We start from the raw sequence: 18,795 nt of genomic DNA, 5'->3' as shown, positions 1-18,795 counted from the left end.
AGTCTCCGCCAGCGGCCCCGCCTACGATCGACTCGACTGGCCGGTCACGTCGAGAGGGAGCCGCAGCATGCGCGCAGCACACACCAGGCGAATGCTCGGAGCCACGACCGTCGCGGCCGTCACGCTCGTCGGGCTCACCGCGTGCTTCATCCCATCGCCACCGCCCGTGCCGCAGGCGCCGAACACCGACCCGGTCGTGCCCGGCACGAGCGGCTCCGCTGACGTGCGCGAGGGCTTCATCGCCGCGGGCGGCACGACGGAGATCGAGCTCGAGGTCGCGGATCGCTCCGCGGTCGTGCTCGGGGCGGTGTCGACAGACGACGAGGACCTGACGATGCGGCTGAGCGGCGGCAACGCCGACTTCGAGAACGACGACGGCGCCAGCGAGCTCGACGGATTCGCGTTCGAGATGCGCTCGCGCGATCCGCTCATCGGTGCGGTGTTGGAGCCCGGCTCGTACACGATCGAGCTCGGCGAGTACAGCGGCGACCGCACCGGCTTCCAGCTGCAGGTGCTGACGGGCTCGACGGTGGTGGGCGTCGGGGAGAGCGCCTCGCTGGAGATCGCGCCGGGTGCACCGGCTGTGTTCATCGCGCGCGTGACGACGGGTCAGGAGTCGATCCGCGCGGAGGCGGACTTCGATTCGGTGCTCTGGGGGCGTTCGAGCCCGGATGCGTCGAGCCTGATGGACGACGACTCCGGCGGGGATTCGAACCCGCTCATCACGCTCAACGGCACGGTCGACGGGGACATCGTGATGGTCGCGGCGGCGTACGACCGCGATGAGGGCGGGATGGTGCTGGTCAGCGTGGAGTGAGGGGTGGTCTTGATAGGCGGCCGGCTTCGCCGGCTGCTCCTCGACCAGCGTGTGGGGCGTGTGGGCCGGCTGCCTCTCGACCAGCGGGTGGTTGGCGAGCATGCTGAGGGCATGGAGAGCTCCTACCTGCCTGACCTCGCCGACGAGCTGCTCGGCATCGCCCGGAAGGCGACGAGCGGTCGCGCCGCGCGCTCGACCCGCTCCGGCCGAGCGCTGTCGCTGCGGCAGACCGTGCTCGCGCTCACCGAGGGGCACGGCATCGAGGAGCACGAGACCAACGGCGAGGAGACGCTGCAGGTGCTCGTGGGGCGCGTGCGGCTGCGGTCGGGGAGCGAGGCGGTCGAGCTCGGGGTCGGCGAGGTCGTCGACGTGCCGGACGCGCGGCACGCGGTGGATGCGCTGACGGATGCCGCGGTGCTGCTGACGGTGGCGGTGCGGTAGCGGGGTGGTCTCGATACGCGGCCGGCTTCGCCGGCTGCTACTCGACCAGCAGGAAGGGGCCGGCTGCTGCTCGACCAGCGGGGGAGATCAGCCGGTCTGCGCCGCCAGGGGAACCGGCAGGAAGGCGTACCCCGACGACCAGTTTCGACATAGGTGCGCTCGCTACGATTCAGCAATGCGTCAATCGCTCGCCTCGGCTCTCGACGAAGCCCCCGCCCCGGGCAACGCCACCACGCGCTTCAGCAACGTGGCCCTCCTCTCCGTCGCGAGCGCGCTGCCGAGCCGAGTCACGACATCCGCAGACATCGAGGACCGCCTGGCGGCTGCCCTCTCGCGCCTCAAGCTGCGCGGCGGACTGCTCGAGCGCGTCGCCGGCGTGCTCGAGCGCCGCAACTGGGGCGAGGGCGAGTCGGCCGACGCGGCGACCGTCCAGGCGGGGGAGCGCGCACTCGCCGAGGCGGGCGTCCGGGCGTCCGATGTGGGCCTCCTCATCAACACGAGCGTCACGCGCAAGCACCTCGAGCCGTCGGTCGCCGTCCGCCTGCACCACGAGCTCGGCCTCCCGACCTCGGCCGTCAACTTCGACGTCGCCAATGCCTGCCTCGGCTTCGTCAACGGCATGAGCCTCGCCGCCGGCATGATCGAGTCGGGCCAGATCCGCTACGCGATCGTCGTCAACGGCGAGGACGCCGACGACATCCAGGTCAACACGATCGACCGCCTGCTCGGCGCCGACATCGACCGCGACGACTTCCTCAGCGAGTTCGCCACCCTCACGCTCGGCTCCGGCTCGGCCGCCGCCGTGCTCGGCCGCGCCGACGAGCACCCGGAGGGCCACCGCATCCTCGGCGGCGTGACCCGCGCCGCGACCCAGTGGCACGACCTCTGCGTCGGCAGCGCCGAGGGCATGTACACGAACGCGAAGGCGCTGCTGAAGGGCGGCCTCGACCTCGTCGTCTCCGCCTGGAAGGAGGCGGCACCGGAGTGGAAGTGGTCCGAGATGGACCGCTACATCACCCACCAGGTCTCCTCGGTGCACACGAACGCGATCGTCAAGGCGGCCAAGCTCGACCCCGAGCGCGTGCCCACGACCTTCCCGAAGTACGGCAACGTCGGGCCGGCATCCATCCCGATCACCCTCGCCGAGGAGCAGGCGACGCTCCGCCAGGGCGATCGCGTGCTGCTCATGGGCGTCGGCTCGGGCCTCAACACGGCCATGCTGGAGCTGGCCTGGTGACCCAGGCGGCCTCGCTGCCCCCGCACGACCTGCCCGGCCTCGACCCGCGCTTCAGCCGCATCGTCGGCGTGCGCGGCCGCGGCCTCGACGAGGGCGTCACCCGCGAGTGGCACTGCCTCGACACCGCGGATGCCCTGGCCGAGACCGGCGCGCACGTCGCCGGCACGATCCTCGCCGTGCACGGCAACCCCACCTGGTCGTACCTGTGGCGGTCGATCGCGGCGGAGTCGGTGCAGGCGGCCGTCGGCGGACAGCCCGCCTGGCGCGTGGTCGCCGTCGACCAGCTCGAGATGGGCTTCTCGGAGCGCACGGTGCTGTCCAGCGGGCCCGGGCTGTACCGGCCGCTGGCGCAGCGCGTCGTCGACCTCGCCGCCTTCACGGATGCGCTCGGCCTCGACGGCCCCGTCGTCACCCTCGGCCATGACTGGGGCGGCGTCGTCTCGCTCGGCTGGGCCGTCGACCACCCCGAGCAGCTCGCCGCCGTCGCGCTGCTCAACACCGCCGTGCACCACCCGGAGGGCGTGCCGATCCCGGCGCCGCTGCGGCTCGCGCGCGCTCGCGGCCTGCTCTCGGCGGCGACCGTCGCCACGACGGGCTTCCTCGACACGACGCTCACGCTCGCGTCGCCGCCGCTGCCCGCTGACGTGAAGGCTGCGTACCGCGCGCCCTACGGATCGGCCGACCGCCGCGGCGGCATCGGCGGCTTCGTGGCCGACATCCCCGTCGACGCGCAGCACGAGAGCTTCGCCGAGCTCGAGCGCATCAGCACGGGGGTCGCGAGGCTCGAGGTGCCGGCGCTGCTGCTGTGGGGGCCGAAGGACCCGGTCTTCACCGACCGCTACCTCGATGACCTCGTCGACCGGCTGCCGCACGCCGACGTGCACCGCTTCGAGGGCGCGAGCCACCTCGTCGCGGAGGAGCGGCCGTATGCGGCGACGGTGCTGGAGTGGCTCCGCCCGCTGGTCGAGGAGCAGCCGGAGGCCGCGTCTCGAGGTCTCGGCTCGGGCGGCGCGCTGAGCGCGCCGTCCGGCTCGACCAACACGCAGGACCACGTGCCGCTCTGGCGCGGGCTCGACGAGCGCGCGGACGACGACGACGTCGCCATCATCGACATGGCCGGCAGTGGCGAGCCGCGCCGCGTCAGCTGGCGCCAGCTCGAGACCCAGACGAGCCGCATCGCCGCCGGCCTGCACGCGATGGGCGTGCAGCAGGGCGATCGCGTCTCGCTGCTCCTCCAGCCCGGCCCGACGCTCACCGCCGTGCTCTACGCGTGCCTCCGCATAGGCGCGGTCGTCGTCGTCGCCGACGCCGGCCTGGGCGTCAAGGGGCTCACCCGTGCCGTCCGCGGCTCGTGGCCCGACGTCATCATCGGCGAGCGCCTCGGCCTCACCGCCGCGCGCGCGCTCGGCTGGCCGGGCCTGCGCATCTCCGCCGAGCGCCTCCCGCGCATCGCGGCGACCGCGCTCGGCGTCGCCTGCAGCCTGCGCGATGTCGTCGCCCTCGGCAAGGAGTCGCCCCTCCCGCCCGAGCCCGGCCCCGCCGACGACGCCGCGATCCTCTTCACCTCCGGCTCCACCGGGCCAGCGAAGGGCGTCGTCTACACGCACGGGCAGCTGAGCGCGCTACGCGACGTGCTCGCCGCGCACCTCCAGATCACGCCCGACAGCGGACTCGTCACCGGGTTCGCGCCGTTCGCGCTGCTCGGCCCGGCGCTCGGCACGCGCTCGGCGACGCCCGACATGGACGTCTCGTCGCCCCGCACCCTGACCGCCAGCGCGGTCGCGGCCGCGGTGCGAGCCTCCGACGCCGGCATCGTCTTCCTCTCGCCCGCAGCGATCCTCAACGTCGTCGCGACGGCGGATGCGCTCACGGCGGCCGACCAGGCGGCCCTCATGCGCGTGCGGGCGTTCCTGTCCGCGGGCGCCCCGATCGGCGCCTCACTGCTGCAGGCGGTCGCGAAGCTCATGCCGAACGCGACCCCGCACACGCCCTACGGCATGACCGAGTGTCTGCTCGTCACCGACGTGACGCTCGACGAGCTGCTCGTCGCGGCCGATGCGGCCGACGCAGGCGTCTGCGTCGGCGCGCCGATCGGCAGCAACCGCGTGCTCGTCAGCGCGCTCGACGCCGACGGCCGAGCCACCGGCGCGCCCAGCGCCCAGCCGGGCGTGCTGGGCGAGATCGTCATCTCGGCGCCGCACCTCAAGAGCCACTACGACCGTCTGCACCTCACCGACCAGGCCGCCACCCGTGAGACCGAGGCGCTCGCCGCCGACGGCAGCCGCTGGCACCGCACCGGCGACGTCGGCCACCTCGACGCCGACGGTCGCGTCTGGGTCGAGGGCCGCATCCAGCACGTGATCGTCACCGCCGACGGCCCGATCGCGCCGGTCGAGGCGGAGCAGGCGATCGAGGCGGTGGATGCGGTGCGCCGCGCCGCCGTCGTCGGCATCGGCCCACACCGGCTGCGCCAGGCGGTCGCGGTCGTCGAGACCGTGCCCGCCAGCCGGCGGTCCGCGCTCGCCGACCCCGAGCTCACCGCCGCCGTGCGCGCGAGCACCGAGCAGTCGCTCGCCGCCGTGCTCGTCGTGCCCCAGCTGCCGACCGACGTGCGCCACAACTCCAAGATCGACCGCTCGCGGCTCTCCGCGTGGGCCGAGCGCACGCTCGCCGGCGAGATGGTCAGCGCGCCGTGAGGAACCAGCCGTGATCGTGCTCGCGACCGGCGCCTCCGGCTTCCTCGGCCGCGCGGTCGCCGCAGAGCTCGTCGCAGCCGGCCACGAGGTCCGCACGCTGCAGCGCCGGCCGTCCGCGGTTCCCGGTGCGACGGATGCGCTCGGCTCGATCACCGACCCGGCCCACGTCGCGCGCGCCATGGAGGGCGTCGAGGGCGTCGTCCACCTCGCGGCGAAGGTGTCGCTCGCGGGCGATCCGAGCGAGTTCCGGACGGTCAACGTCGAGGGCACGCGCACGCTGCTCGACGCGGCCGAGCGTGCAGGCGCGACGCGCTTCGTGCAGGTGTCGTCGCCGTCGGTGGCGCACGCTGGCGCGTCGCTCACCGGCGTGGGCGCGGAGCCGGCCTCGCCGGAGCACGCGCGTGGCGACTACGCCCGCACGAAGGCAGAGGCCGAGCTGCTCGCCCTCGCGCGCGACGGTGTGGCGATGCACGTCGTCGCCGTTCGGCCACACATCGTCTGGGGCCCCGGCGACACGCAGCTCATCGAGCGCATCGTCGACCGCGCGCGCCGCGGCCGCTTGCCGCTGCTGAACGGCGGTACGGCGCTCATCGACACGACCTACGTCGACAACGCGGCGACCGGCATCGTCGCCGCGCTGCACCGGGCGGATGCGGCGCACGGCAACGCCTACGTCATCACGAACGGCGAGCCCCGCCCCGTCGCCGACCTGCTGGCCGGCATCTGCCTCGCCGCCGGGGTGCGCCCGCCGCGCGTCAGCGTGCCGGCGTCGCTCGGCCGCGCCGCGGGCTCCCTCGTCGAGCGCATCTGGGCGTTGCCCGGTGTGGGAACGCGAGCCGGCGCCGACGAGCCGCCGATGACGCGCTTCCTCGCCGAGCAGCTCTCGACCGCGCACTGGTTCGACCAGCGCGACACCCGCCGGGACCTCGACTGGGCGCCGACCGTCTCGCTCGACGAGGGCCTCCGCCGCTTGGCCGCGCACTACGCCTGAGCCCCTGCTCGTCACCAGACGAGGAGACCCGGCGGAGGGCACACGTCGAGGACGACGCGTCCTCGGCTCGCCGCAGATCGTGCGCTCGTGGCGCGCCCGTGTGCAGCGGTGCAGGCGATTCGCAGGCCGCGAGACCTACCGTCAGCGCATGAGCTTCCCGCCGCCGCAGGGCCAACCGGTCGCCGCTGCTGCGCGTCCGCCGCTGCCCGACGTCGAGCGCCGTCGCCTCCTCCGCGTGGGCGCTGCGAGCGGCGCGCTGCTCGGCGCCGGCACGGGGCTCGGCGGCGTCATGCTGCTCTTCTGGCTGCTCATCCTCGGCATGTCCGCGGTCTTCGCGCCGCTCGTCATCGCATACGACCAGGGCGACCCGCTGCAGGAGGGGATCGCCGCCGTCATCACGCCGCTCACCGTGGCGGTCCTGGCGGTCGGCGCCGTGCTGTGCGTGCTCGCGATCGCGCTCAGCTGGTCGCTGCTGCGCCGGTGGGGCGGTGGGCGAGCGCTCGGGGTCACGGCCGCGGCCGCCGCGATCGCCGCGGTGCCGGTCCACGTGACGAACCTCGTGGTCGTCCTGCTGTCGTTCGTGCTGCAGCGCGAGCTCGACGAGGCGACCGGGATCGCGGTCGTCGCGCTCGTGGCGGCCGTCGTCGGGGTCGGCGTCGGTGCGGCATCCGGCGCGGGCGCCTGGCGGTGGATGGGCGGGGCGCTGCGGCCGCGCCGCTGACCGCGACCTCGCGAGCAGCCACCTGCAGCGCGCCGCAGCTGACGTTCGCGTCCTCTTCGTCACGGGCCCGGCGTCCTCGAGCAGCACGCTGCACCGATCGGCGCGATGAGCAGCCTCAGCGAGTCGCAGGCGGGTCGATCACCGCTTCGGACGCGGTGCCGAACCATCGCAGCAGGTGGTGCCGCAGGTCTTCCTGATTGTCGCCGATCCACGCGACGTGCCCGTCTGGCCGCAGCAGCACCGCGGGCGCCTCGAGCTCGTCGCTCCGGTCGACGGCGTGATGGACGCGGTCCGACCATCCTGTGACCGAGAGCGCGCCGGTCTGATCGAGCAGCAGCCCGCGCCCATCGCGCTGCAGCTGGAAGAGCCTGCCGCTCGAGAGGCGGATGTCGCGCAGGCGACGGCCGAGCAGCTCGGGGCCCTCGCCGACGTCGTAGCGGATGCCGATCGACGCGATCCGCTCGGCGAGCAGGCGCCGCACGTCGTCGAGGTCCATCAGCTCGGTGAGGAGGCGGCGGACCGCCTGCGGCCCCGGCTCGGTCGACAGCAGCACGCTCTGCGCCCGCGTGATCGTCAGCACGTCCTCGGCGACGGGGCGCCGCTCGGCGGCGTAGGTGTCGACCAGCCCGTGCGGCGCCCAGCCGGCAACCTCCGCGGCGAGCTTCCAGCCGAGGTTGAAGGCGTCCTGGATGCCGAGGTTCAGCCCCTGCCCGCCGAGCGGCGGGTGCACGTGCGCCGCATCGCCGGCGAGCAGCACCCGCCCGGCCCGGTAGCGGTCGGCGAGCCTGGTCGCGTCGCCGAAGCGCGTCAGCGATCGAGGCGAGTGCACGCCGAAGTCCGTGCCGGCGAATGCGCGCAGCTGCGTGCGGAGCTCGTCGAGCGTCGGCGGCACGGACCGGTCCTCCGCGACGGCGGCCGCGGGCACGACGACGCGGAAGATGCCGTCGCCGGTCGGCCCGATGCCGAAGCCGAGCTGCGTCTTCCGCACCGCCTCCGAGACCCTCGCGACCTCCTCGGCCGGCGTGGTCGCCTCGACCTCGCCCAGGATCCACTCGGTCGACGCCGGTTCGCCCGGGAAGTCGATGCCGGCGAGCCGGCGCACGAGGCTGCGCCCACCGTCGCAGCCCACGAGCCAGCGGCCACGGAGCCACACGCCGTCGGTCAGCTCGACGCTCACGCCGTCGTCATCCTGCTCGAACGCGCGGAGCTCGGAGCCCCGTCGGATCTGCGCGCCCAGCTCGGCGGCGCGCTCGGCGAGCAGCCGATCCGTGACCGGCTGCGGGATGCCGAGGATGTATCCGTGCTCGGTGTCGAGGTCGGCGGGCGGCGGCGTGTCGATGCCGGCGAAGCGACCGACGCCCGGGTACCGCTGCCCGTGCTCGAGGAAGCGCGCGAGCAGCCCGCGCTGGTCCACGATCTCGATGCTGCGCGCGTGCAGCCCGAGCGAGCGAACTGCCGGGTTCGGCTCGGCATCGCGCTCGAGCACGAGCACGTCGACGCCGTGCAGGCGCAGCTCGCTCGCGAGCATCATGCCTGCCGGCCCACCGCCGCTGATGATGACGTCGTGCATCGAGCCCTCCGAGCCGCGCGTTCGGGCCGACGGCCCGGATCGCTGGGTCATTCTGGCGGTGGCCTAGGGCCTTGTGGCAAGGCCCATGCCCGCCGATATCCTGGAGCCCCGGGGAGCGCGGGGCAGCGCGAGCCAGTGGAAGCTCACCCGTGGCGCAGCTCCTCGAGCGGGGTCGGCGCCGCCGAGAGCTCGCCCGGTCGCAGGTCGGCCACGAGCATGAGCGTGCACAGCACCCTGTGCGCCACCACCCATACCGGGGTCGCGGCCCGGAACGCGAGACCGAGCGCGCCGCAGTCGCATCGCTCCCAATCGAGCATGTCGCCCTCTCGGGGGCGCTCGCGCTCCTGCCACAGATGCAGGTCCCAGCCGCCGTCCTCGATCATCTGGACGAGCACTCCCGCCGGCGGCTGGACCGGGTGCAGCCGACCGGGAAGGACGAGCTCGTGCGTCGCGCATGGCCGCAGACCGCGCGCCGCCATCGCGGCGAGCGGCAGGAATGCGACCGGCACGACCGACATCGCGTCGGAGCTGTGCCGGACGTGGTCGAGCACCGCGACGATCTGCAGCATGTCGTCGCGCCACGGGTGGCGCAGCAGTCCCTGCTGCAGCACGGTGCTGCGGGCGGCGGCATCGCCGTCGGCGAGCTCGACCCGTCGCTGGCTGCGCAGGCGCACCGGCGCGCCCGCGTGTCGTGCGACGTGCTCGGCCTCGGAGCGGGTGCGCGCAAGGCAGACGAACGACGGGCGCCGCCCGCCGTCGACCTCGAACTCGAACCGGTGGGTGGCATCCGCGCGCATGCAGGGAGGATGCCGCGAGGCGGCGATGGCGCGAGTGGCGGCGGCAGACGGCTGTGGAGAGGAGGTGATCTCGATGCGCCTCCTCCGTCGGCTACTCGACCAGCGAGGGGACGAGGGAGCGCGTGCGCCAGAGCGCCGCGGCCGCGACCGTCGCGATGGCCGCGATCGCCGCGAGCAGCAGCGCGGTCCACGAGAGGCCGAGCGCCGCGCCGACGATGCCGGCGAGCGGGTAGGTGATGATGAAGCACGCGTGCGAGAGCGCGAACTGCGCGGCGAAGGCCGCAGGGCGCTCCTCGGTCGACGCGTTGCGGCGCACGAGCCGCGACGACGCGGTGAGGATCGCCGCGTTGCCAGCGCCGAGCACCGCCCAGAGCGGCAGCAGCAGCGCCCATGGCGGCTCGCCCGCCAGGCCGGCCGCGACGCCGCCGAGGCCGATCGCCACCACCGCCGCGCCCGTCAGCATGACGGTGCGCTCGGCGATGCGGTCGAGGATCCGGGGGAGCGAGAGGGCGACGAGCATCGATCCGGCGCCGTACGCCGCGAGCAGGATCGCGACATCGGCCTGCGGCCGCCCGAGCCGCTCCTGCACGAGCACGACCGTGTTCACGATGACCATCGCCGTCGGTGCGGCCACCGCGAGGTTGAGCGCGAGCAGCGCGCGCAGCTCCGCGTGCCGCCCGAACACCCGCACGCCGCGCGTCAGCCGCTCCGCGAACGACGACCCGCGCTCGAGCTCGATCGCCGGGAAGCGCGTCGCGAGCACGAGCGCCGCCGAGAGCACGAAGCCAGCGACCGTGCCGAGGAACAGGTTCGAGTACGACATCACGAGCAGCAGGGCTGCGGCGAGCGCCGGGCTCAGCAGCGACTCGAGGTCGTAGGCGAGCCGCGAGAGCGACAGGGCGCGCGTGTACTGCCGCTCGTCGGGCAGGATCTCGGGGATGACCGCCTGGAACGCGGGCGTGAACGTGGCGGAGGCGCACTGCAGCACGAAGATGAGCACGTAGATCTGCCACACCTCGCCCACGAGCGGGAGCATGAGCGCGATCGCGGCCCGGATGACGTCGGCGCCGATGAGCAGCGTCTTGCGCGGCACGCGGCTCGTCGCCGCGATGAGCAGCGGGCCCGCACCGACGTACGCGAGCATCTTGATCGTGAGGGCGACGCCGAGCACGACGCCCGCGTCGCCGCCCGCGAGGTCGAACGCGAGCAGCCCGAGCGCGACGGTCAGCAGGCCGGTGCCGAGCAGCGCGACGATCTGCGCGCTGAAGAGCTTCGCGTAGGCGGGGTTGCGCAGCACGTCACGCACGGTCGGACTCCGAGCGATCGCGCCCCGTGGCGTCGCCGACGAGGATGTGCTCGGGCGCGGTGCCCAGCATGTGCTCGGCCTGGTGCATGGCGACGGAGACGAGCTCGCTCGCGTGGTCGTCGGCGAGCCGGTAGAAGACGCGCGTGCCGGCGTGCCGGGCGACGACCATCCGCGCGAGCCGCAGCTTCGCGAGGTGCTGCGAGACGCCGGGAGTGGGCTTCCGCACCGCCGCAGCGAGGTCGCCCACCGACTGCTCGCCGTCGCGCAGCGCCAGCAGGATCTTCACGCGCGTGACGTCGGCAAGCATCGAGAAGACCTCGACCGCCAGCTCGACCTGCTCATCCGCTGACTGCATATCTGCGTTCATACGCAAACAGTGACACACGGCGACCCGGTCAGCAACCTGCAGCCGCACGAAGATCTTTGCATGATCGTATTGTCAACAATCTGCAATCGCGCTACATTGCTTCCATGAGCGGCGAGACCCACGACCACCACGGCCACGATCACGACCATGAGCGCGGTCATGCCTTCGGCGAGGCGCACCCGCCGCGTCCCGCTGCAGAGGGCGGCGACCACGGGCACGGGCACAGCCACGGCCTCGAAGGGCACTCGACCGGCACCGGCAAGCACCGCAAGAAGCTCGTCATCGTGCTCTGCATCACCTTCGCCATCTTCTTCGTGCAGGTGATCGGCGCGTTCATCGCCAACTCGCTCGCCCTGCTCGCCGACGCGGGCCACATGCTCACGGATGCGCTCGGCGTGACGATCGCGCTCATCGCGAGCCTCCTGGCGGCGCTGCCGGCGACGTCGAAGCGCACCTTCGGCCTCATGCGCGTCGAAGTGCTCGCGGCGCTCGCGAACGGCATCATCCTCGGCGTCATCTGCGTCGTGATCGTCGTCGAGGGCATCCGGCGCTTCGGCACCGAGGTCGAGGTGGCCGCCGGTCCGATGCTCATCGCCGCCATCATCGGCGCGGTCGCGAACCTCGTCTCGCTGCTCATCCTGCAGTCGGGCCAGAAGGAGAGCCTCAACGTCCGCGGCGCCTACCTCGAGGTGCTCGGCGACCTGCTCGGCTCGGTCGCCGTGATCATCGCGGCGATCATCATCTTGTTCACGGGTTGGTACATCGTCGACCAGCTCGCCTCGTTCGCGATCGCGCTGCTCATCGCGCCGCGCGCCTACAGCCTGCTCAAGGACGTGGTGCGCGTGCTGCTCGAGGCGACGCCCAAGGACGTCGACCTCGACCAGACGCGCGAGCACCTGCTCTCGGTGCCGGGCGTGACGGACGTGCACGACCTGCACGCGTGGACGATCACGTCGGGCGTCAATGCCCTCTCGGCCCACGTCGTCATCGACGAGACCGCGGAGCAGCGCGACTACCACGAGATCCTCGACGAGCTCCACGCGTGCCTCGGGGAGCACTTCGACTCCGACCACTCCACGCTGCAGCTCGAGCCGGCGAAGCACGTGCATCACGAGCACGCGCTGCATGCGTGACGCGCACCGCGCCGAACAGCAATATCATCGTCCGAATGTCTACAGTGGCATGACACCAGCGTGTCGGCAGGAGGCAGTGTGAACGGAGTCCAGACGCTCTCGGCGATCGAGAATCGCTCGACAGCGGTCATCATCGCGGACCAGCTGCGGGAGGGGATCGTCGCGGGCACGTTCGTCTCCGGCGACCAGATCAACGAGGCGCAGCTCGCCGAACGGCTGCAGGTCTCACGCGGCCCCGTGCGCGAGGCGCTCCACCGGCTCGTCCAGGAAGGGCTGCTCGAGGGCCGCCCGAACCGCGGCGTGTTCGTCAAGGAGGTCACGCGACGCGACATCGCCGAAGTGGCGGAGGCGCGCGAGGTGATCGAGTGCGCGGCGGCCGAGGTGATCACGAGCATGGAGGCCGAGCAGCGCGATCGCATCGCCGAGGCGTTGGTGGCGGCCACCGAGCCGATGGCGGCCGCGGTGGCATCCGGCGATCGGGACCGCCTGCGGCGGGCGGACCTCGCCTTCCACACGCAGCTCGTGCGCAGCGGCGAGAACACGCGGCTGCTCCGGGCCTACACGACCCTCGCGACCGAGGCGCTCATCTGCATGCTGCACTTCGGCGACAGCGAGCCCGATGACGACCTCATCGCGAGCCACGTCCACATCGCCGAGCTCATGCGCTCCGGCGACATGGAGGCGGTGCACCTCGCGCTGCACGAGCACCTGTCGATCGACGAGCTCGACCTGCACTCGCACGACGAGGAGACGCTGCGGCACGGTCGCGTGGAGGGCTGACCCTCTCCGCGCTGATCGAGTAGGACGGCGGAGCCGCCCCACTTGCTGGTCGAGTAGGACGGCGAAGCCGGCCCGTGTCGAGACCACGGGGTCGCGCCGGCTCGGTTCGTCTCGATACGCGGCCGACTTCGCCGGCTGCTACTCGACGAGCGGGAGGGCTGGTCGAGTAGGACGGCGGAGCCGGCCCGTATCGAGACCACGGGGTCACGCCAGCTCGGTTCGTCTCGATACGCGGCCTTCGGCTGCTACTCGACGAGCAGCTTTCTTGCTGGTCGAGTAGGACGGCGGAGCCGGCCCGTATCGAGACCAATGTGGGGCGGTCGCCGGGTCGTCTCGATACGCGGCCGGCTTCGCCGGCTGCTACTCGACGAGCGTGGGCGAGGGGCGGGTCGTCTCGATACGCGGCGGGCTTCGCCGGCTGCTACTCGACGAGCGGAGGGCCCGTCAGTCGAAGGGGGCCGCGAGCGCGTTGCGCTGGTAGGCGAAGATGACGCTCGTGCGCGTCGAGGCGACGCTGTGCTGCGCCGAGAGGTGCTGCACCACGACGGCGCGCAGCTCCGACGAGTCCTCGACCGCGACGTGCACGAGGTAGTCGTCGACGCCGCCGACGAAGAAGAGCTGGATCACCTGCGGCAGCGCGCCCACCTCGGCCGCGAACCGCTCGATGCTCTCCTGCCGGGAGCCGGGCCGGAGCGTGACGCCGATCATCGCCTGCAGGCCGCGCCCGAGCGCCGCCTGGTCGATGCTCGCGTGGTAGCCGCGCACGATGCCGCGGCCCTCGAGCGCGCGCAGCCGCGCGTGGGCGGTCGACGGCGCCACGCCCGCTCGCGCCGCGAGCTGCGCGTTCGTCGCGCGCGCATCCCGCGCGAGCTCGCCGATGAGCGTGCTGTCGATCGGGTCGAGCATGCGCTCCCGAAGATCCTGCATCCGCGTGCCTCCTGCTTCCGGCGCGATGTGCGACCGACGCCAGCATAGGCGGGATCTGCCGAAGGATCTGCGAAGAAGAGCCGACTCGCCCGAACAGGCCCCCAAGATGATGGCACTTCCCAGAACGATCGCACCACCGCAGCAGAGGAGCTCCCATGCGCATCGGCATCCCCACCGAGATCAAGAACAACGAGCACCGCGTCGGCATCACTCCCGCGGGCGTCGACGCCCTGACCGACCGCGGCCACACCGTGCTCGTGCAGGCCGGCGCCGGCGAGGGCTCGCGCATCACCGACGACGCCTACCGGGCCGCAGGTGCGACCGTCGTCGACGACGCGGCGACCGTGTGGGGCGACACCGACCTGCTCGTCAAGGTCAAGGAGCCGATCGCCTCGGAGTACGGGTACCTGCGCGCCGACCAGACGCTCATGACCTACCTGCACCTCGCGGCCGACCGACCGCTGACGGATGCGCTCGTCGCGGCAGGCACGCCGGCGATCGCCTACGAGACGGTCCAGCTGGCCGACCGCTCGCTGCCGCTGCTCTCGCCGATGAGCGAGGTCGCCGGTCGCCTGTCGATCGCGGTCGGCGCTCACTCGCTGCTGCGCGCCAGCGGCGGCCGCGGGACGCTCATGGGCGGCGTCGCCGGCGCCCCGCCCGCGGAGGTCGTCGTCATCGGCGGCGGTGTCGCGGGCGAGCACGCGGCTGCGAACGCCATCGGCCTCGGCGCATCCGTCACCGTCATCGACCGCTCGCTGCCCCGCCTCAAGGAGCTGCAGATGCGCTACGGCACCTCGATCCGCACGCTCGCCTCGACGCGGCTCGCGATCGCGGAGGCTGTCGCAAACGCCGACCTCGTGATCGGCTCGGTGCTCATCCCGGGCGCCGCGGCGCCGAAGCTCGTGACCGACGAGATGGTCTCGACCATGCGCCCCGGTGCCGTGCTCGTCGACATCGCCATCGACCAGGGCGGCTGCTTCGAGGGCTCGCGCCCGACGACGCACGACGCGCCGACCTTCGCCGTGCACGACGCCGTCTTCTACTGCGTCGCGAACATGCCCGGCGCGGTGCCCGAGACGTCGACGCGCGCGCTCACGAATGCGACGCTGCCCTACGTGGTCGAGGTCGCCGACCGCGGCTGGGAGGCGGCGACGGAGGCCGACCCCGCGCTGCGACTCGGGCTCAACACGCGCTCCGGCTCGGTCACGCACGCCGGTGTCGCGCGCGCGTTCGGCCTCGACCTCGCGGCCTGATCCGCGCCTTCGCACGCGCGGGAGGGCAGGCTCCACGCCTGCCCTTCCGCGCATCGTAGTATTGCCCTACAATCAGAGGATCCGCGCACCGCAGGGTGCTGGCCATCGTCGAAGGAGCTCTGCCGTGACCACACCAGCCAACACGGGGTCCGCCCTCTGGAGCGCGCAGGCGCACATGCCGTCCGTGCTCGGGCGCCAGCTCGTCATCGCGCGCGGCGCGGGCAACTACGTCTTCACCACCGACGGCCAGCGCCTCTTCGACGGCACCGCGGGCCTCTGGCACGCCAACATCGGCCACGGCCGGGAGGAGATGGCGGAGGCCGCGGCGCAGCAGATGCGCACGCTCGAGACGTACCACGTCTTCGGCCGCTACCTCAACGACCGCGCGGTCGAGCTCGCCGAGAAGGTCGCGTCCCTCTCGCCGATCGCCGACGCGAAGATCATCCTCAACAGCGGCGGCTCCGACTCGATCGACGTCGCGCTCAAGCTCGCGCGCCGCTACTGGCAGCTGCAGGGTCGCCCCGAGAAGACGATGATCCTGAGCCGCGACCTCGCGTACCACGGGCTGCACGCCTACGGCACGAGCGTCGCCGGCCTCGACTTCAACCGCGAGGGTTACGGCACCGACTCGCTCGTGCCCGACACGGCGCGCTTCGACACCCACGACATCGAGCAGGTGCGCAGGACGGTCGCCGAGATCGGCCCGCACCGCATCGCCGCGATCATCGCCGAGCCGGTCCAGGGCACGGGCGGCGTCATCCCGCCGGCGCCGGGCTACCTCGAGGGCCTGCAGCAGATCGCCGACGAGCACGACATCCTGCTCATCCTCGACGAGGTCATCACCGGCTTCGGCCGCACGGGCCACTGGTTCGCAGCCCAGCGCTACGGCATCCGCCCGCACATCATCGCGATGGCCAAGGGCATCTCGTCCGGCTACTCCGCAGTCGGCGGCATCATCGTCGCGCCCGAGGTGTGGTCGCCCTTCTACCGCACGGGCGCGCCGATCTACCGGCACGGCACGACCTACTCCGGGCACGCGACGTCGGCGGCGCTCGCGCTCAAGAACATCGAGATCATCGAGCGGGAGGGCCTGCTCGACCGCGTGCTGCACCTCGAGGGCGTGCTGCACGCCGAGCTCGACGCGCTCGCGGGCGACGACCGCATCGAGGAGACGCGCGTCGCGGGCCTCCTCGGCGGCATCCAGCTGCGCCCGGAGCTCTCGGCGGAGCGCGTGACGGATGCGATGGTCGACGAGGGCTGGATCGCGCGGCCGCTGCGCGGCAACGTCGTGCAGATCAGCCCGCCGTTCACGACGACCGACGACGAGCTGCGCGGCATCGTCGCCGCGACGGTCTCGGCGCTCGACGTCGTCGCCGCCGAGGCGAAGGCCGACAGCCTGGCGGTGGCCCGATGAGCGCCCGCGACGACCAGCAGCTCATCGAGCGCTCCGCAGCCGTCGCGCGCGACGTCGCGCAGCAGGAGCGCGAGCGCTCCGACGCCGCGATCGCGAGCGTGGTGCTCGACCGCCTCGAGCTCGGCACCACCGAAACGTTCGAGGTGCACGACCCCGCCACGGGCCGGGTGATCGCGACGCCCGCGGACCACTCGATCGACGACGCGCTCGTCGCGCTCGCCCGCGCGGATGCGGCCGGCAAGGCGTGGGCGCGCACGACCGCCCGCCAGCGCTCTGACGTGCTCCACCGCGCCTACGGCCTCATCATCGAGCAGAAGGATCGCCTCGCCCGCGTCATCACGCGCGAGATGGGCAAGCCGCTCGCGGAGGCCTACGGCGAGGTGCAGTACGCCGCGGACTACGTGCGCTGGTACGCCGAGGAGGCGCTCCGGCCCGCGGGCAACTACCGCGAGAACCCCGCCGGCGGCTCGACGATCCTCACCACTCGCGCGCCGATCGGCACGACGCTGCTCATCACGCCGTGGAACTTCCCCATGGCGATGGCGACGCGCAAGATCGCCCCGGCGATCGCCGTCGGCTGCGGCGCCGTCGTGAAGCCGGCCGCGCTCACGCCGCTCACCACGCTGGTGGTCGCCGAGATCTTCGTCGAGGCGGGCGTGCCGGCAGAGCTCGTGCAGGTCGTCACGACGACGGATGCGTCGGGCTTCAGCAAGGCGCTCATGGCCGACGCGCGCGTGCGCAAGGTGTCGTTCACCGGTTCGACCGGCGTCGGCAGCGTGCTGCTCGGGCAGGCGGCGAAGCACGTCATCAAGAGCTCGATGGAGCTCGGCGGCAACGCCCCGCTGCTCGTCTTCGACGACGCCGACCTCGAGCGAGCCGTGGAGGGCGCGGTCGTGGCCAAGCTCCGCAACGGCGGGCAGTCGTGCGTCGCCGCCAACCGCATCCTCGTGCAGAGCGGCATCGCCGACGCGTTCGTCGAGGGCTTCACCGAGCGGATGCGCCAGGCGGTGCTCGGCAACGGCCTCGCGGAGGGCGTCACGCTCGGTCCCGTGATCGACGATCGTGCGGTGTCGAGCTTCTCGCGGCTCGTCGACGACGCCGTCGCGAAGGGTGCCGACCTGCGCACCGGTGGCGCAGCACCGGAGGGCGACGGCCACTTCTTCGAGGCCACCGTGCTCGACCGCGTGTCGGACGACGCCGAGATCGCGAACACCGAGATCTTCGGACCGGTGGCCGCGATGGCGCGCTTCGAGAGCGAGCACGAGGCCATCGAGCGCGCCAACAGCACGCCGTTCGGCCTCGCGAGCTACGTCTTCTCGCAGGACATCGACCGCGCCCTGAACATCGCCGACCAGCTCGACGCGGGCATGGTGGGCATCAACCAGGGCATCGTCTCGAACGTCGCCGCGCCCTTCGGCGGCGTGAAGGCGTCGGGCCTCGGCCGAGAGGGCAGCGGTGAGGGCCTCGAGGAGTACCAGGAGATCCGGTTCTACAACCTTGGCCGTCGCGGCGCCTAGCGCGGCTCGCGCGCTGACCCCGAGGGTGACCCCGGGGTCAGCGGCCGGCGCCGCCGGCGCCGCCCGCTGCCAGGATCTGGCGGATGCGCTGGTGGTTCTCGTGCAGGTGCTCGGCGAGCGCGGCCCGTGCGCCCTCGACGTCGCCCGACAGCGCGGTGTCGAGCAGGCGCCGGTGGTGCGCGAGCACCGCCTCGTCGACGTGCCCCGGCTCGTCGTCGGTGTGCGACAGGATCAGCAGGTAGTAGCCGAGCTCGGTCGTGAGCGACGCGAAGAACGCGCTGAGCCGCGCGCTGCCGAGGCCGTCGACGATCGCGGCGTGGAAGGCCATGTCGGCGACGACGATCTCGCGCGCCTGGCTCGTGCCGGCGGCCGCCACGAGCGCCTCGAACGCGCCCTCGAGGGCCTTGACGCGCTCGGGCGTGCGCTCGGCGCCCACGGCGAGCGTCTCGAGGTGCAGCCGGGTGCGGAACAGGTCGTCGAGCTCGTCGATCGAGGGCGTCACGACCACGGCACCGCGATGCATCTCGTAGCGCACGAGCCGGCCCTGCTCGAGGAGCCGGATGCCCTCGCGCACCGAGTTGCGCGAGATGCCGAGGCTCTCGGCGAGCGCGCTCTCGCGGAGGCGCTCACCCGGCCCCAGTGTGCCGTCGAGGATGAGCGCAGTGAGGTGGTCGGCGGCCTGCTCGGCGGCGCTCGTGCGCTGCAGCGCGAGCGGCACGAGCGCTCGCTCGGGCGCCGCGGCGCTCTGCCGCTCGGGGGCTGCGCCGCTCGTCGTCCGTGCACCGTCCATCCGCTGCAGTCTGCCAGCCGGCCGCGCTCGCGGCGATC

General features: G+C 72.8%; 17 protein-coding genes. 11 read left to right on the top strand and 6 right to left on the bottom strand.

Features of this window, described 5'->3' with window-relative positions; genetic code table 11:
* Positions 1–91 precede the first annotated feature (91 nt).
* The 6 genes from ABIB37_RS04015 to ABIB37_RS03990 all read left to right on the top strand — a co-directional run bounded on the left by ABIB37_RS04015 (position 92) and on the right by ABIB37_RS03990 (position 6,903).
* Positions 92–817, top strand: a complete 726-nt coding sequence (locus tag ABIB37_RS04015; RefSeq protein WP_354256991.1) for a hypothetical protein — start codon at positions 92–94, stop codon at positions 815–817.
* 111 nt (positions 818–928) lie between these two features.
* Positions 929–1,258: a cupin domain-containing protein gene (locus tag ABIB37_RS04010; protein ID WP_354256988.1), complete on the top strand. Its 330-nt coding sequence runs from the start codon at positions 929–931 to the stop codon at positions 1,256–1,258.
* A gap of 175 nt (positions 1,259–1,433) precedes the next feature.
* Positions 1,434–2,495: a 3-oxoacyl-ACP synthase III gene (locus ABIB37_RS04005; RefSeq protein ID WP_354256985.1), complete on the top strand. Its 1,062-nt coding sequence runs from the start codon at positions 1,434–1,436 to the stop codon at positions 2,493–2,495.
* Positions 2,492–5,191, top strand: coding sequence for an alpha/beta fold hydrolase (locus ABIB37_RS04000; RefSeq protein ID WP_354256983.1), 2,700 nt, complete (start codon positions 2,492–2,494; stop codon positions 5,189–5,191). Before ABIB37_RS04005 ends, ABIB37_RS04000 begins: the two co-directional genes overlap by 4 nt.
* 10 nt (positions 5,192–5,201) lie before the next feature.
* Entirely contained in the window at positions 5,202–6,182 is a 981-nt protein-coding gene (locus tag ABIB37_RS03995; RefSeq protein WP_354256981.1) for an NAD-dependent epimerase/dehydratase family protein, read from the top strand.
* Positions 6,183–6,330: 148 nt separating this feature from the next.
* Positions 6,331–6,903 carry a hypothetical protein gene (locus ABIB37_RS03990; protein ID WP_354256979.1) on the top strand — a complete coding sequence of 191 codons (573 nt, stop codon included), beginning with the start codon at positions 6,331–6,333 and terminating at the stop codon, positions 6,901–6,903.
* Positions 6,904–7,018: 115 nt separating this feature from the next.
* Here ABIB37_RS03990 and rox read toward each other — a convergent pair whose 3' ends face one another.
* From rox to ABIB37_RS03970, 4 genes are all read right to left on the bottom strand, one after another.
* Positions 7,019–8,473 carry a rifampin monooxygenase gene (gene rox, locus ABIB37_RS03985; RefSeq protein WP_354256977.1) on the bottom strand — a complete coding sequence of 485 codons (1,455 nt, stop codon included), beginning with the start codon at positions 8,471–8,473 and terminating at the stop codon, positions 7,019–7,021.
* A 143-nt stretch (positions 8,474–8,616) separates the two neighbouring features.
* Positions 8,617–9,270 carry a hypothetical protein gene (locus ABIB37_RS03980; protein ID WP_354256975.1) on the bottom strand — a complete coding sequence of 218 codons (654 nt, stop codon included), beginning with the start codon at positions 9,268–9,270 and terminating at the stop codon, positions 8,617–8,619.
* 91 nt (positions 9,271–9,361) lie between these two features.
* Positions 9,362–10,576, bottom strand: a complete 1,215-nt coding sequence (locus ABIB37_RS03975) for an MFS transporter (RefSeq protein ID WP_354256973.1) — start codon at positions 10,574–10,576, stop codon at positions 9,362–9,364.
* Positions 10,569–10,931 (bottom strand): ArsR/SmtB family transcription factor, encoded by a 363-nt coding sequence (locus ABIB37_RS03970; protein ID WP_354256970.1) that lies wholly within the window; start codon positions 10,929–10,931, stop codon positions 10,569–10,571. Before ABIB37_RS03970 ends, ABIB37_RS03975 begins: the two co-directional genes overlap by 8 nt.
* Before the next feature lie 116 nt (positions 10,932–11,047).
* Between ABIB37_RS03970 and ABIB37_RS03965 the strand changes: the two genes are divergently transcribed.
* Together ABIB37_RS03965 and ABIB37_RS03960 are read left to right on the top strand one after the other, a co-directional pair.
* Positions 11,048–12,076 carry a cation diffusion facilitator family transporter gene (locus tag ABIB37_RS03965; protein WP_354256967.1) on the top strand — a complete coding sequence of 343 codons (1,029 nt, stop codon included), beginning with the start codon at positions 11,048–11,050 and terminating at the stop codon, positions 12,074–12,076.
* Between the two features lie 78 nt (positions 12,077–12,154).
* Positions 12,155–12,856: a GntR family transcriptional regulator gene (locus ABIB37_RS03960; RefSeq protein ID WP_148058704.1), complete on the top strand. Its 702-nt coding sequence runs from the start codon at positions 12,155–12,157 to the stop codon at positions 12,854–12,856.
* Positions 12,857–13,300: 444 nt separating this feature from the next.
* Here the strand turns inward: ABIB37_RS03960 and ABIB37_RS03955 are convergent, their stop codons facing one another.
* Entirely contained in the window at positions 13,301–13,783 is a 483-nt protein-coding gene (locus tag ABIB37_RS03955) for an Lrp/AsnC family transcriptional regulator (RefSeq protein ID WP_123696868.1), read from the bottom strand.
* A 155-nt stretch (positions 13,784–13,938) separates the two neighbouring features.
* Between ABIB37_RS03955 and ald the strand changes: the two genes are divergently transcribed.
* The 3 genes from ald to ABIB37_RS03940 all read left to right on the top strand — a co-directional run bounded on the left by ald (position 13,939) and on the right by ABIB37_RS03940 (position 17,967).
* Positions 13,939–15,036, top strand: a complete 1,098-nt coding sequence (gene ald / locus ABIB37_RS03950) for an alanine dehydrogenase (RefSeq protein WP_354256964.1) — start codon at positions 13,939–13,941, stop codon at positions 15,034–15,036.
* Positions 15,037–15,160: 124 nt separating this feature from the next.
* Positions 15,161–16,450, top strand: coding sequence for an aminotransferase family protein (locus ABIB37_RS03945; RefSeq protein ID WP_354256962.1), 1,290 nt, complete (start codon positions 15,161–15,163; stop codon positions 16,448–16,450).
* Positions 16,447–17,967 (top strand): NAD-dependent succinate-semialdehyde dehydrogenase, encoded by a 1,521-nt coding sequence (locus ABIB37_RS03940; RefSeq protein ID WP_354256959.1) that lies wholly within the window; start codon positions 16,447–16,449, stop codon positions 17,965–17,967. The genes ABIB37_RS03945 and ABIB37_RS03940 overlap by 4 nt, the downstream gene beginning before the upstream one ends.
* A 37-nt stretch (positions 17,968–18,004) precedes the next feature.
* On the opposite strand, the gene ABIB37_RS03935 is transcribed toward ABIB37_RS03940, so the two are convergent.
* Positions 18,005–18,757, bottom strand: a complete 753-nt coding sequence (locus ABIB37_RS03935) for a GntR family transcriptional regulator (protein ID WP_354256957.1) — start codon at positions 18,755–18,757, stop codon at positions 18,005–18,007.
* Positions 18,758–18,795 lie beyond the last annotated feature (38 nt).

Origin of the sequence: Agrococcus sp. UYP10, assembly GCF_040547205.1 — a bacterium.
GTDB lineage: Bacteria > Actinomycetota > Actinomycetes > Actinomycetales > Microbacteriaceae > Agrococcus > Agrococcus jenensis.
The sequence above is the reverse complement of the archived record's forward strand: the minus strand, read 5'-3'. Positions and strand labels throughout refer to the sequence as shown.

Excerpts from the sequence above, each read along its gene's own strand:
- ABIB37_RS04015 (WP_354256991.1), top strand. The coding sequence starts at position 92 with ATGCTCGGAGCCACGACCGTCGCGGCCGTCACGCTCGTCGGGCTCACC.
- ABIB37_RS04010 (WP_354256988.1), top strand. The coding sequence starts at position 929 with ATGGAGAGCTCCTACCTGCCTGACCTCGCCGACGAGCTGCTCGGCATC.
- ABIB37_RS04005 (WP_354256985.1), top strand. The coding sequence starts at position 1,434 with ATGCGTCAATCGCTCGCCTCGGCTCTCGACGAAGCCCCCGCCCCGGGC.
- ABIB37_RS03990 (WP_354256979.1), top strand. The coding sequence starts at position 6,331 with ATGAGCTTCCCGCCGCCGCAGGGCCAACCGGTCGCCGCTGCTGCGCGT.
- rox (WP_354256977.1), bottom strand. The coding sequence starts at position 8,473 with ATGCACGACGTCATCATCAGCGGCGGTGGGCCGGCAGGCATGATGCTC.
- ABIB37_RS03980 (WP_354256975.1), bottom strand. The coding sequence starts at position 9,270 with ATGCGCGCGGATGCCACCCACCGGTTCGAGTTCGAGGTCGACGGCGGG.
- ABIB37_RS03970 (WP_354256970.1), bottom strand. The coding sequence starts at position 10,931 with ATGCAGTCAGCGGATGAGCAGGTCGAGCTGGCGGTCGAGGTCTTCTCG.
- ABIB37_RS03965 (WP_354256967.1), top strand. The coding sequence starts at position 11,048 with ATGAGCGGCGAGACCCACGACCACCACGGCCACGATCACGACCATGAG.
- ABIB37_RS03955 (WP_123696868.1), bottom strand. The coding sequence starts at position 13,783 with ATGCAGGATCTTCGGGAGCGCATGCTCGACCCGATCGACAGCACGCTC.
- ald (WP_354256964.1), top strand. The coding sequence starts at position 13,939 with ATGCGCATCGGCATCCCCACCGAGATCAAGAACAACGAGCACCGCGTC.
- ABIB37_RS03940 (WP_354256959.1), top strand. The coding sequence starts at position 16,447 with ATGAGCGCCCGCGACGACCAGCAGCTCATCGAGCGCTCCGCAGCCGTC.
- ABIB37_RS03935 (WP_354256957.1), bottom strand. The coding sequence starts at position 18,757 with ATGGACGGTGCACGGACGACGAGCGGCGCAGCCCCCGAGCGGCAGAGC.